This is a genomic window from Bradyrhizobium sp. A11, from assembly GCF_042077125.1.
In the GTDB taxonomy this organism is placed as follows: Bacteria; Pseudomonadota; Alphaproteobacteria; order Rhizobiales; family Xanthobacteraceae; genus Bradyrhizobium; species Bradyrhizobium japonicum_B.
Window position 1 is genome coordinate 5,687,499 of record NZ_CP149509.1, and the last position, 12,885, is coordinate 5,700,383.

General features: G+C 65.5%; 11 protein-coding genes. 7 read left to right on the forward strand and 4 right to left on the reverse strand.

The window, feature by feature from the left end:
- Position 1: 1 nt before the first annotated feature.
- Positions 2-1,156, reverse strand: a complete 1,155-nt coding sequence (locus tag WI560_RS26730; RefSeq protein WP_375305588.1) for a DUF898 family protein — start codon at positions 1,154-1,156, stop codon at positions 2-4.
- 292 nt (positions 1,157-1,448) lie between these two features.
- Between WI560_RS26730 and WI560_RS26735 the strand changes: the two genes are divergently transcribed.
- Together WI560_RS26735 and WI560_RS26740 are read left to right on the forward strand one after the other, a co-directional pair.
- Positions 1,449-2,711 carry a cytochrome P450 gene (locus WI560_RS26735; protein WP_257196465.1) on the forward strand — a complete coding sequence of 421 codons (1,263 nt, stop codon included), beginning with the start codon at positions 1,449-1,451 and terminating at the stop codon, positions 2,709-2,711.
- A gap of 179 nt (positions 2,712-2,890) precedes the next feature.
- Positions 2,891-4,165, forward strand: a complete 1,275-nt coding sequence (locus WI560_RS26740; protein WP_375305589.1) for a cytochrome P450 — start codon at positions 2,891-2,893, stop codon at positions 4,163-4,165.
- Positions 4,166-4,456: 291 nt separating this feature from the next.
- Here WI560_RS26740 and WI560_RS26745 read toward each other — a convergent pair whose 3' ends face one another.
- Complete coding sequence (locus WI560_RS26745; protein ID WP_257178154.1) at positions 4,457-5,377, reverse strand: LysR substrate-binding domain-containing protein; 921 nt, start codon at positions 5,375-5,377, stop codon at positions 4,457-4,459.
- A 125-nt stretch (positions 5,378-5,502) separates the two neighbouring features.
- Here WI560_RS26745 and WI560_RS26750 point away from each other — a divergent pair, with 125 nt between their 5' ends.
- The 4 genes from WI560_RS26750 to mdlC all read left to right on the forward strand — a co-directional run bounded on the left by WI560_RS26750 (position 5,503) and on the right by mdlC (position 10,441).
- On the forward strand, positions 5,503-6,672 hold the full coding sequence (locus WI560_RS26750; protein WP_375305590.1) for an acyl-CoA dehydrogenase family protein: 1,170 nt from the start codon (positions 5,503-5,505) through the stop codon (positions 6,670-6,672).
- A gap of 9 nt (positions 6,673-6,681) precedes the next feature.
- Entirely contained in the window at positions 6,682-7,785 is a 1,104-nt protein-coding gene (locus WI560_RS26755) for a CaiB/BaiF CoA transferase family protein (protein ID WP_375305591.1), read from the forward strand.
- 14 nt (positions 7,786-7,799) lie between these two features.
- A complete protein-coding gene (locus WI560_RS26760; protein WP_375305592.1) occupies positions 7,800-8,651 on the forward strand; it encodes a MaoC family dehydratase N-terminal domain-containing protein in 852 nt (283 codons plus the stop codon).
- A 167-nt stretch (positions 8,652-8,818) separates the two neighbouring features.
- Positions 8,819-10,441: a benzoylformate decarboxylase gene (gene mdlC / locus WI560_RS26765; protein WP_375305593.1), complete on the forward strand. Its 1,623-nt coding sequence runs from the start codon at positions 8,819-8,821 to the stop codon at positions 10,439-10,441.
- Between the two features lie 170 nt (positions 10,442-10,611).
- Here the strand turns inward: mdlC and WI560_RS26770 are convergent, their stop codons facing one another.
- Positions 10,612-11,388 carry an SDR family NAD(P)-dependent oxidoreductase gene (locus WI560_RS26770; RefSeq protein ID WP_375305594.1) on the reverse strand — a complete coding sequence of 259 codons (777 nt, stop codon included), beginning with the start codon at positions 11,386-11,388 and terminating at the stop codon, positions 10,612-10,614.
- Between the two features lie 76 nt (positions 11,389-11,464).
- Between WI560_RS26770 and WI560_RS26775 the strand changes: the two genes are divergently transcribed.
- A complete protein-coding gene (locus WI560_RS26775; protein ID WP_375305595.1) occupies positions 11,465-11,926 on the forward strand; it encodes a MarR family winged helix-turn-helix transcriptional regulator in 462 nt (153 codons plus the stop codon).
- A 143-nt stretch (positions 11,927-12,069) separates the two neighbouring features.
- Here WI560_RS26775 and WI560_RS26780 read toward each other — a convergent pair whose 3' ends face one another.
- Complete coding sequence (locus WI560_RS26780) at positions 12,070-12,864, reverse strand: SDR family oxidoreductase (protein ID WP_375305596.1); 795 nt, start codon at positions 12,862-12,864, stop codon at positions 12,070-12,072.
- Between the last annotated feature and the right edge of the window lie 21 nt (positions 12,865-12,885).

The window sequence follows — 12,885 nt, forward strand, 5'->3', positions numbered from 1 at the left end:
CCTAGAATCCCGCGACATCGAGCCCGTCGGCAAAACCTTCGCCGAGCGCGCTGGCAAGCTGGCCGCTGCCGCGCACATCCGCCGCGGCCGCGATGTCGTGCACCGCAACGGTCTCCAGCACCTTGGCCCAGAGATCGCGCTGGAGATAGACCCGCATCACGATGTTGATCGCCAGCGCCAGGGCGAAATAGCCTGCTACCATCATCACCACCATGGGGATGCTCTTGGTGCCGTTGTCACCGGCGAAGATCTCCTCGGCCGGAACGCCGCTCAGCTGAACCAGCAGCAAGCCGCCGACGCCCATATAGGCAGCGAAGGCGACCGTGAGCAGCATCCACCAGCCGACCACCTTCCAGTACAGGCCGTAAAAGGCGTCATGAGGCAGGTCCGAGGACAGGCTGACGCCGCCGATGCGGATGCCATCGAGCCACCAGCGCCATTCGCGCGCCTTGAATTCGGCATAAAAGAACGGCGCGAGCGGGAAGATGACGACCGCGATCGGGCTGAGCAGCCACAGCCACCAGGCGCGCTTGAAGAAGGTCCAGCCATCGCCCTCGAAATCGCCGCGCAGATCGCCGTAATGGCTGTGCTGCATCTTGTAGCGTTCGAGCGCGGCCTCGCGCCACGGCAGCGCCAGGCCGAGCGTCAACAACACCAGCAGACCCCAGGCCATGGCGCGGAACGAATAGGCCCAGCCCGAGCCGTCCATCCAGAACCGCACGCCGCGCCAGACCGTGCGCGTCAGCCGGTAGCGTCGCGCGCGAAAGATTGCGAACTGACCGAAGGCGTAGAAGCCGATGAACAGCGGCACCGAGGCAAAGCTCTGCCAGCGCTCGAACTCGATGCCAACAAGGAAATAGGCGAGGTAGATCGGCACCAGGATCGCGAGCGCGAACAAGAAGCCGACCAGAAGCTCCCTGGCCCGCCCGGTATATTCGGCGGCATCGCCGTCGATCGCGGTGTGCGCCCACAGATGACGGCGAATGTCGGTGACGAGCCAGAACCGATAGAAGCCGAAGGTGACGAGCTCCAGCATGGCACCCTTGGTGACCATCTTTCGGAAGTCGGAGCGGTTGCCAGAAAACTCGACCCGCGTCGGCGGCAGCGGCGGCGGAATGGGCTCGGAGCCGATCGGGGTCCATTGCATGTCGTTCACGGCGGCAACCTCGGGATGTCGGTCTATTCCAATCAAACTATAGATCAGAGGTTGGTCGATCCCCAACACGGCCGGGTTCGATTTACCTCGATTCCAATCGGTTTCTGGCACGATTTCACGACGAACGGTGTGCGGGGGATCACGCTAAGGAACGTCCCGCGGCCCTCTCGCAAAAGTTGGATGTGGCAAAACTCTCCCTTGCTCCGGCGCAGACAACCGGCTGTAATTGCAAATCAAATACCGCAGCGCAGAATTCAACGAGAACGCGCGGTTCGTGCCAGGGAGAACGGTCATGCATGGGACCATGAGCGCGGCCAAGCTCGACGCATTGCGCGATCGCGCCAGTTCGTTGCCGCTGGAGCAATTCGATCCGGGCGATCCTGAATTGTTCAGGACCGATACGTTCTGGCCCTATTTCGATCGCCTGCGCCGGGAAGACCCCGTGCATTATTGCAAGGACTCGATGTTCGGGCCGTACTGGTCGGTAACCCGCTACAACGACATCATGGAGATCGAGACCAACCATTCGGTGTTCTCCTCGGCCTCCGCGCTCGGCGGCATCACCATCCGCGACATCGATCCGGACCTGCGCCGCGAGAGCTTCATCTCGATGGATCCGCCGCGCCACGCCGCGCAGCGCAAGACCGTGGCGCCGATGTTCACGCCGACGCACCTCGACAATCTCGCGCTCAACATCCGCAAGCGCTCGGCCGAGTGCCTGGACAACCTGCCCCGCGGCGAGGTGTTCGACTGGGTCGACCGTGTCTCGATCGAGCTGACGACGCAGATGCTGGCGGTGCTGTTCGACTTTCCCTGGGAGGACCGCCGCAAGCTGACGCGCTGGTCCGACATCGCCACCACGATTCCCGGCCCTGACGGCCTCGTCGCCACCGACGAGGAGCGATTGGCCGAGCTTGGGGAATGCGCGGCCTACTTCTCCCAGCTCTGGAAGGAACGCGCCGAGCAGCCGCCGAAGAGCGACCTGCTCTCGATGATGGCGCATGGCGCCGCGACGCGCGACATGGATGCCAAGAACTTCCTCGGCAATCTCATCCTTCTGATAGTCGGCGGCAACGACACCACGCGCAACACCATGTCGGGCTCGCTTCTCGCGCTGAGCCAGCATCCAGAGCAATATCGCAAGCTGCGCGAGAATCCGGCGCTGCTCGACAGTTTCGTTCCGGAGGTGATCCGCTGGCAGACGCCGCTGGCGCATATGCGCCGCACCGCGCTTTCCGACTTCGAGTTCCGCGGCAAGCAGATCAAGAAGGGTGACAAGGTCGTGATGTGGTACGTCTCGGGCAACCGCGACGAGGAGGCGATCGAAAAGCCCTACGATTTCATCATCGACCGCGCCCGCCCGCGCACCCATCTGTCCTTCGGCTTCGGCATTCACCGCTGCGTGGGCTTGCGGCTTGCCGAACTCCAGCTCAAGATTATCTGGGAAGAGATCCTTGGGCGGTTCGACCATATCGACGTGGTCGGCGAACCCAAGCGGGTCTATTCGAGCTTCGTTAAGGGTTTGGAAGAGCTGCCGGTGAAGATTGCGGCTTAGGACATCTCCCTCTCCCCGTTCTTACGGGGAGAGGGTCGGGGTGAGGGGCTCTCTCCGCACACACGCTGAGAGACGGATTCGCGGAGAGTCCCCCTCACCCGGATTGCATCTTCGATGCAATCCGGCCTCTCCCCGCGAGTGGGGAGAGGCGAAGTGAAGAGAAACACTGGAGCACGACGATGAACATCCAAGCGCCGGTTAAGGTGGACAAGGCCGAACGCATGCGCAGGGCCCGCGAGGAGGCCTATGCGACGCCGCTGTCGCAATTCCATCCCGGCGCGCCGCGGCTGTTCCAGGACGACACGCTGTGGCCGTGGTTCGAGCGGCTGCGCAAGGAGGAGCCGGTGCATTACTGCACCAACGCGCCGATCGAGCCCTACTGGTCGGTGGTCAAGTACAACGACATTATGCATGTCGACACCAACCACGGCATCTTCTCCTCGGATTCGACGCTCGGCGGCATCTCGATCCGAGACGTGCCGCAAGGCTACGACTGGCCGAGCTTCATCGCGATGGACCAGCCCAAGCATTCGGCGCAGCGCAAGACGGTGTCGCCGATGTTCACGCCGACGCATCTGGACGAGCTCGCCAAGCTGATCCGCCAGCGCTCGCAGACCGTGCTGGACAACCTGCCGCGCAACGAGACCTTCAATTTCGTCGAGCGCGTCTCGATCGAGCTGACGACGCAGATGCTGGCGACCCTGTTCGACTTCCCCTGGGAAGAGCGGCGCAAGCTGACGCGCTGGTCGGACGTCTCGACCGCGCTGCCCAAGAGCGGCATCGTCGCCTCCGCCGAAGAGCGCCGCCGCGAGATGGACGAGTGCTACGCCTACATGTCGAGGCTGTGGAACGAGCGCGTCAACTCGGAGCCGCGCAACGATCTGCTGTCGCTGATGGCCCATAACGACGCCACGCGCCACATGGACCCCGACAACCTCATGGGCAACATCATCCTGCTCATCGTCGGCGGCAACGACACCACGCGCAACACCATGACCGGCTCGGTGCTGGCGCTGAACGAGAACCCGGAGCAGTACGACAAGCTGCGCGCCAATCCGGATCTGATCGACTCCATGGTGCCCGAGGTGATCCGCTGGCAGACGCCGCTGGCGCATATGCGCCGCACCGCGCTGGTGGACACCGAGATCGGCGGCAAGCAGATCAGGAAGGGCGACCGCGTCGTGATGTGGTACGTCTCCGGCAACCGCGACGAGGAGATGTTCGACCGGCCGAACGAGTTCATCATCGACCGTCCGCGCCCGCGCACCCACCTCTCCTTCGGCTTCGGCATCCACCGTTGCGTCGGCATGCGCCTCGCCGAGCTGCAGCTCAAGATCGTCTGGGATGAGATGCTGAAGCGCTTCGACCGCATCGAGGTGGTCGGCGAGCCCAAGCGGATCTATTCCAGCTTCATCAAGGGGTATGAGACGCTGCCGGTGCGGATTCCGGGGTAGGCGCGCTACTACGAAGGCTTTTAGGTCAGGCTGCTTCATCACCCTCCGCTGTCATGCTCCGCGAAGGCGGAGCATCCAGTACGCCGCAGCCCCTCGGTTCCAGCCGCGTCGCCTCTGGAATATTGGATTGCCCGCCTTCGCGGGCAATGACACCGAGGGCGAGGCGAAGAGCGCATGGCCCCTGACGCACGGCAGGCTCCACACGCCTTCCGGCTATAAAATTCCGGCATGACAGCTCGCGCCAGATGCGAAGGCAAGTCGGCGCCTGACTGTTCTACGACATCGGCACATCTAACTCAATTTGATGTCCCACACGCCGTCCTTGCGGCAGGCGGCGACTTCCTCGCGCAGGAGCGCCGTGACGGCGAGCGAGGCCGTCGAGACCGGCCGGTCGATCGGAGAAGCGAAAATGAGCTCGCGCGTCATCGGCTTCGAGACGGAAGCGGTTTCCAGCCGTCCCTCCGCGACCTCGCCATGGACCGACGAGGGCGGCAGCAGGGCGAAGCCGAGGCCTTCCTCGACGAGGCTCGTCAGCACGCGGAAGGAATCCGCCTCGAGCTGGACGTTGAGCTTGATCTTGCGTTGGGCGGCTGCGTGCTCGATCAGCGCGCGGAGGCCGTGGGAATGAGAGGGCAGCACCAGGCGCTGCCGCAACAGCCAGCCGACATCGACGCTCTTCTTGCGCGCAAGGCCGCAGCCGCGCGGGCCGACCGCGACGATGTTGTCGCGCCCGAGGCTCTCCACGTTGAGATGCAGATCGGCGGAGCGGCCGTAGAGGATGGCGAGGTCCATCTCGCCGCGATGCAGCCATTCGACCAGATGGCCGCTGTAGCTCTCGACGATGCGCAGCGAGATGCCGGGAAATTTTTCGACGCAGCGCCGCGCAAAGCGCGCCGACAGCACGCAGCTGACGGTAGGAACGAGGCCGAGCACGACTTGGCCCGAAGGCGGCCCCTGGGACGACTGGATGTCGTCGCGGATCTGGTCGATCTGCCGCACGATGCCGGAGGTGCGCGCCAGCAGCAGCCGGCCGGCCTCGGTCAGCACCATGCCGCGGCCGTTGCGGGTGAAGAGTTCGGTGCGCAGCTCGTGTTCCAGCAGCTTGATCTGCCTGGAAAGCGCCGGCTGCGCCACGCGCAGCGTGTCGGACGCCTTGGACAGGCTGCCGAGCTCCGCCACGCAACTGAAGGTCCTGAGCTGCCGGAAATCCATGCTTGCCAATCCTGGAAGGCTACTCCATACGCTATAACAAATGAGCATAGGGGGCTGGCGTTGTTTTCACAACGCCTTGGGATCGGCCGGCGTTATCTTAACTGCCGCTACCAACGGGAAACGCCATGAGCGATGAACACCACACCGAAGATTACGCCGATATCCGCGACGCCGTCGCAAAGCTCTGCGCGCAGTTTCCCGGCGAATATTGGCGCAAGCTCGATCGCGAGATGGCCTATCCGAAGGCCTTCGTCGACGCGTTGACCGCGGCCGGCTACCTCTCGGTGCTGATCCCCGAGGAATATGGCGGAGCGGGCCTGAAGCTGTCGGCCGCGGCGGCGATCCTGGAAGAGATCCAGCGCGCGGGCTGCAACGGCGGCGGCTGCCATGCCCAGATGTACACGATGGGCACGGTGCTCAGGCACGGCAATGCCGAGCAGAAGGCCAAGTACCTGCCGAAGATCGCGAGCGGCGAATTGAGGCTGCAGGCCTTCGGCGTCACCGAGCCGACCAGCGGCACCGACACCTCCTCGCTGAAGACCTTCGCGCGCAAGGACGGCAATGACAGCTATATCGTCAACGGCCAGAAGATCTGGACCAGCCGCGCCGAGCATTCCGACCTGATGGTGCTGCTGGCGCGCACCACGCCGAAGGAGCAGGTCAAGAAGCGCACGGACGGCCTTTCGGTGTTCATCGTCGACATGCGCGAGGCCAAGAACAACGGCCTCGAGATCCGCCCGATCCGCACCATGATGAACCACGCCACCACGGAAGTGTTCTTCACGGATATGAAGGTGCCGGCGGAGAATCTGATCGGCGAGGAGGGCAAGGGTTTTCGCTACATCCTCTCCGGCATGAACGCCGAGCGCATCCTGATCGCAGCCGAATGCGTCGGCGACGCCAAATGGTTCATCGCCAAGGCGACCAACTACGCCAAGGAGCGCAGCGTTTTCGGACGGCCGATCGGCCAGAACCAAGGCATCCAGTTCCCGATCGCCAAGGCCTACGCCTCGATGCGCGCGGCCGAGCTGATGGTGAAGGAAGCCACGCGCAAATACGAGGCCGGGCTCGACTGCGGCGCCGAGGCCAACATGGCCAAGATGCTGGCGGCGGACGCGTCCTGGGAAGCGGCGAACGCCTGCATCCAGACCCATGGCGGCTTCGGCTTTGCCGAGGAGTACGACGTCGAGCGCAAGTTCCGCGAGACGCGGCTGTATCAGGTCGCGCCGATCTCGACCAACCTCGTGCTGTCCTACGTCGCCGAGCACGTGCTCGGCATGCCGCGCTCGTATTGAGGTCCGGCCATGGGAGCACTTGACGGGATCAGGGTGATTGCGGTCGAGCAGGCGGTGGCGGCGCCGTTCTGCTCCTCGCGCCTGGCCGATGCCGGCGCCGAGGTGATCAAGATCGAGCGGCCCGAGGGCGATTTCGCCCGCGGCTATGACGCGGCGGCTAAGGGCCAGAGCAGCTACTTCGTCTGGCTCAACCGCGGCAAGCAATCGGCGGTGGTCGATCTCACGACGACGGAAGGCCGCGCCGAGCTGGAGAAGCTGATCGCCAGCGCCGACGTGCTGATCCAGAACCTCAAGCCGGGCTCGATGGACAAGCTCGGCTTCTCCCGCGAGCGGCTGTTGAAGGACTATCCCAAGCTGATCTCCTGCACCATCACCGGCTATGGCGACGAGGGTCCCTACGCGCATCGCAAGGCGTATGACCTGCTGATCCAGGCCGAGAGCGGCCTTGCCTCGATCACCGGCAACCCTGATGGCGCCTCGCGCGTCGGCATGTCGATCGTCGATGTCGCCACCGGCGCCACCGCGCATGCGGCGATCCTGGAGGCGCTGATCGCGCGCGGGCGCACCGGCAAGGGCGCCGACATCCGCATCTCCATGTTCGACGTGATGGCGGACTGGTGCACCGTGCCGCTGCTGAACTCCGAAGCGGGCAATCCGCCCAAGCGCATGGGCCTGCGCCATCCCTCGATCGCGCCCTACGGCGTGTTCACGTCGAAGGACGGCAAGGACATCCTGATCTCGATCCAGAGCGAGCGCGAGTGGAAGACGCTGTGCGCCAAGGTGCTGGATCAGCCGGACCTGCCGGCCGATCCCCGCGTCGCCAACATGGTCGAGCGCGTACGCAACCGCGACTTCACCGACCAGACGGTGGCGGACATCTTCGGCAAGATGACGCGCGACGAGCTGTTGAAGCGGCTGTCGGATGCCGACATCGCCTTTGCCGAGGTCAACACCATGGCCGATCTCGCCAAGCATCCGCATCTGCGCCGCATCGAGGTGGACACGCCGAACGGCCGTGTCAGCTATCCCGCGCCGGCGCCGATCATCGTCGGCGAGACGCGCAGCTATGGCGCCGTGCCCGCGATCGGCGAAAATCCGCAGTCCAAGAAGTAACAGAGCGAGGCGTCATGACCGAGAAGCTCGACATCGATCATTTGCGGCAATGGATCGGCCGCAGCACGGAGGCGACCGACATCGTCACCGCGCAGCTCGTCATGGGCCTGCGCGCGACGCTGTTCCAGGACATCGGCGAGCCCAGGAAGGGCGACGCCGCGCCGTTCACGGTGCATTGGTGCCTGGCGCAGCCGGTGTTTCCGATGTCGATGCTCGGCCCCGACGGCCACCCCACCCGCGGCGGTTTCCTGCCGCCGGTGCCGCTGCCGCGCCGGATGTGGGCCGGCGGCGAGATCGAGTTCCTGCAGCCGCTGCGCGTCGGCGATGAATCGACCCGGACCTCGCGCATCGCCGATGTGCAGGTGAAGTCAGGCTCGACCGGCACGCTGTGTTTCGTCTCGGTAGAGCACAGCATTTCCTCGCCGCGCGGCACCGCCATCCGCGAGCGGCAGGATATCGTCTATCGCGAGATGACCAGCAGCGCGCCGGCTGGCGGCAAGGCTCCTCCGCCGCCCCCGAAGGCGCAGCACCGCGAGACACATGTGTCGGATCCCGTGCTGCTGTTCCGCTATTCCGCCCTGACCTTCAACGGCCACCGCATCCATTACGACCGCGACTACGTCACCAAGGTCGAGGGCTATCCGGGCCTGATCTTCCACGGACCGCTGCAGGCGGCACTGATCATCGAGATGGCGGCGCGCTTGCGCGGCGGCAAGGCGCCGAAGAAGTTCACCTATCGCGGGCTGCAGCCGCTGTTCGAGGGCAGCGAGTTCTCGGTCAACGCCAACGAGACCGAGGCGGGCATGGAGCTGTGGACGGCGAACGCGGAGGGGCAGCCGACGATGAAGGGCACGGCGGTGTGGTAGCTCCGTCCGCATCGTTGCGAACAGCGATGTGGGAAGTTAGACCCTCACCCTGAGGAGCGCGCCCTTCGCGCGCGTCTCGAAGGGCGAGGCCACCAGCCGGGCCTTCATCCTTCGAGACGCGCGAAGACGCGCTCCTCAGGATGAGGAATAAGAAGGGGACGGAAACCATGGCCAAGAACGGCAAGACCGGCAGCAAGTCCGTCACCGTCAAGCAGGCGACGCTCGACCTCTTGCGCGGCTTCGGCATCGACAGGGTGTTCGGCAATCCCGGCTCGACCGAGCTGCCGTTCCTGTCCGACTGGCCCGACGACATCGACTACGTGCTGGCGCTGCAGGAGGCGTCCGCCGTCGGCATGGCCGACGGCTACGCGCAGGCGACACGCAATGCCGGCTTCGTCAACCTGCATTCGGCGGCCGGCGTCGGCAACGCGCTCGGCAACATCTACACGGCGCATCGCAACCAGACCCCGCTGGTGATCACCGCGGGCCAGCAGGCGCGCTCGATCCTGCCCTTGCAGGCGTTCCTCTATGCCGAGCGCGCCTCGGAGTTTCCGCGGCCCTACGTCAAGTACAGCGTCGAGCCGGCGCGGCCGGAGGACGTTCCGGCCGCGATCGCGCGAGCCTATTACACCGCGATGCAGCCGCCGTGCGGGCCGACCTTCGTGTCGATCCCGATCGATGATTGGGCTCACGCGACCACCCCCGTGGAAGCGCGCAAGGTCAGCCGCGAGATCGGCCCCGAGCCTGACGCGATGAAGGCGCTGGTTTCCGCGCTCGCCAGCGCAAAGCACCCTGCCCTCGTGGTCGGCCCCGGCGTCGACCGCGCGGGCGCGGTGGACCTGATGGTGCGTGTGGCCGAAAAGGCCAAGGCGAGCGTCTGGGTCAGCCCGTTCTCGGCACGCTGCTCCTTCCCGGAGCGGCATCCGCAATTCGCCGGCTTCCTGCACGCTTCGCCGGCACAGCTGTCCGACGCGCTGCGCGCGCACGACCTCGTCGTCGTGATCGGCGCACCGGTGTTCACCTTCCATGTCGAGGGCCATGCCGCGATCTTCGACGGCGGCGCGACGATCTTCCAGATCACGGACGATCCTGACGCGGCAGCCGTGACTCCGGTCGGCACCAGCATCATCGCCACGATGAAGCCGGCGCTGAGCCTGCTGCTTGACCTGCTCCCCGAAAGCAAGCGCACCACACCGAAGGGCCGCACGCTGCCGCCGGCGCCGCAAGCCGCCGATCCACTGCCGGTCGAGTTCCTGCTGCATTCGCTGTTGCAGGCGATGCCGGACGGCGCCTCGCTGGTTGAGGAAGTGCCCTCGCACCGGCCGGCCATGCAGAAGTTTCTGCCGATGCCCGGCCAGGACAGTTTCTACACCATGGCGAGCGGCGGCCTCGGCTATTCGCTGCCCGCCGCGGTCGGCATGGCGCTCGGCAAGCCGAAGCAGCGCACGGTGTGCCTGATCGGCGACGGCTCGGCGATGTATTCGATCCAGGCGCTATGGACCGCCGCGCAGCGCAAGCTGCCGCTCACAGTCATTGTCCTCAACAATTCCGGCTACGGTGCGATGCGCTCGTTCAGCCAGGTGATGCAGGTGCGGGGCGTGCCCGGGCTGGAGCTGCCGGGGATAGATTTCGTCCGGCTCGCCGAGGGCATGGGATGCCATGCGGTGCGGGTGACGAAGGCCGCGGAGCTTGGCGAGGCGCTGAAGCGCGGGATGGCATTCGAGGGCACGAGCCTTGTCGAGGTCGTCGTGGATTCGGCGGTGCCGGTGCTATACGGGCAGAAGCATTGAGCCTGTCGCCCCTGCGAACGCAGGGGTCCAAACCGCGTGATCTTTCGGTCAAGCGCAGGTGTCACTACCGCAGGCAGAAACACGGCCAGTCTTCGCCAAACTTCTTCCTGGAGGTATGGGTCCCCGCGTTCGCGGGGACGACACCGAGTTTGTTGCGCGAGCGCGGCCAACTACGACGCCAGAAATCCCCCGTCCGCGGCCAACACATGCCCGACGACGTAGGATGACGCATCCGACGACAGCCAGACCACGGCTTCCGCCACCTCCTCCGGACTTCCCATCCGGCGCAGCGGCAGGCCTGCGCTCACCGTCGCGACGTCGCCGACGCCGGCGCGCAGCATCATGTCGGTGACGACACGGCCGGGCGCGATGGCGTTGATGCGGATGCCGCGCGGAGCGTTCTCCAGCGCCACTGAACGCGTCAGCGAAATCGCGGCGGCCTTGGAGGCCGAGTAGAGCGAGAAGCCGGGATTGGGATTGCGCACGCCGCTGACGGAGGCGTTGACCACGATGCTGCCGCGCGCCTGCGCCAGCATGACAGGCAATTGGTGCCGCAGGCACAGGAACAGCGCGCGGACATTGGTGTCGAACACGCTGTCGTAGATCTCGGTGCCCTGCTCCTCCAGCGGCGCGCGGCGCTCCTGGAATCCGGCATTGTTGAAGGCGACGTCGAGCCGGCCGCAGCGTTCGACGGCGGTGCGGATCAGCCGTTCGACCTCGTCCTCGCGCGTGATGTCGGTCTTGAGCGCAATCGCCTCCGTGCCGAGCTCGCGGCACGAGGCGGCGGTCGCCTCGATCTCGGCCTCGCGGCGGCCAGCAACCAGGATTGCTTCGGCGCCCTCGGATGCCATCCGCAGCGCGGTGGCGCGGCCGATGCCGCTTCCGCCGCCGGTGACCAGGCAGACCTTGCCGCTCATTCGCATCGCCCTCGGCAAAGCTCCGCTCATGGTCCACTCCAAAACGCTTGCGCGCGCCGTTGCGCCCATATAGTTGTATGATACAACTATATGCCGGGAGTCAAGGATGACGGAGCTTACGCTGATCGACGACATCCGCGCCGCCTCGCGGTTGATGGTGCGCGAGCTCGGCTTCATGGATGCGACGGTGGCGGCGTCGGACTATCCGCCCTCGGCGGTGCACACCATCCTGGAGATCGGCATCCGCGGCCCCCTGACCTCGGGCGAGCTCGGCGATTTCCTGCGTCTTGAGAAATCCAGCGTCAGCCGCCTGGTGCGCAAGCTGATCGATTGCGGCGAGCTGCGCGAGACACCGGACGAGACGGATGCACGCAGCAAGAGGCTTTCGCTCACTGCAAAGGGCCGGCGCACGCTGGAGGCGCTGCACGCCTTCGGCCGTCAGCAGGTACGCGGCGCGCTGGCGGCGCTGACTGACGCCGAGCAACGCAAGGTGCGCGAGGGCATGATGCTCTACGCGCGGGCGCTTAGGCAGAGCCGGGTGGAGGACGAGATGGCGCCGGTGGTGTGACCTCAACCTCGGTGTCATCGCCCGCGAAGGCGGGCGATCCAGTACTCCGAGACGGTTGTGATTGAGTCGAGAGGCCGCGGCGTACCGGATGCCCCGCCTTCGCGGGGCATGACAGCGTCAATCGGGGCGACAGCCTACCTCCCTCACTTCCCGAAATCCTCCCGCATCCTGGCCTGGATCTTGGCCATGCCGCCGATCCAGCGGTCGTAATTCTCGGTCTTCTTGCGCATGTAGCCGAGCACCTGGGGGTGCGGCAGGATCAGGAACGTTTCCTGCTCGAGGCCGGCGAGCACGTCTTTCGCCACTTGTTCCGGCGTCAGGTCGCCGTCGCCGGATTGCGGACCCTTGGGGATCGAGCGCAGCATGTTGGTGTCGACGCCCTGCGGGCAGAGGATCGAGACCTTGATGTTGTGGGCCTTGTGCGAGATCGCGAGATTCTCGGCAAAGCCGACCGCGGCGTGCTTGGTCGTCGAATAAGCGGGGCTGCCGACCTGCGACAACAGCCCAGCGGCCGAGATGGTGTTGAGGAAATAGCCGCCGCCGCGCGCCCTCATGCGGGGCACGAGATGCCGCGCCGCATAGACATGGGCCATGACGTGGATCGCCCAGCTGCGCTGCCACGGCTCGTCGGAGGCGCCGCCGGCATTCTCCGACATCGGATCGAAACCGCCGCCGATGCCGGCATTGGAGCAGAACAGGTCGATGGGACCGAACTGGCGCTCGGTCTCCTCGATGACATGCGCGATGTCCTTTTCCTGCGCGACGTCGCATTTGAAGGCCGCGCCGTCCACCATGGCGGCGACAGCCCTTGCATTGGCGGCGTCCATGTCCGCGACCACGACCTTGGCCGCGCCCGCGTTATGAAACGCCTCGCACAGCGCCTTGCCGATGCCGTTTGCGCCGCCCGTGACGACCACGACCTTGCCGGTCACCTGCATGCGACGTCTCCTCTTGTCTCA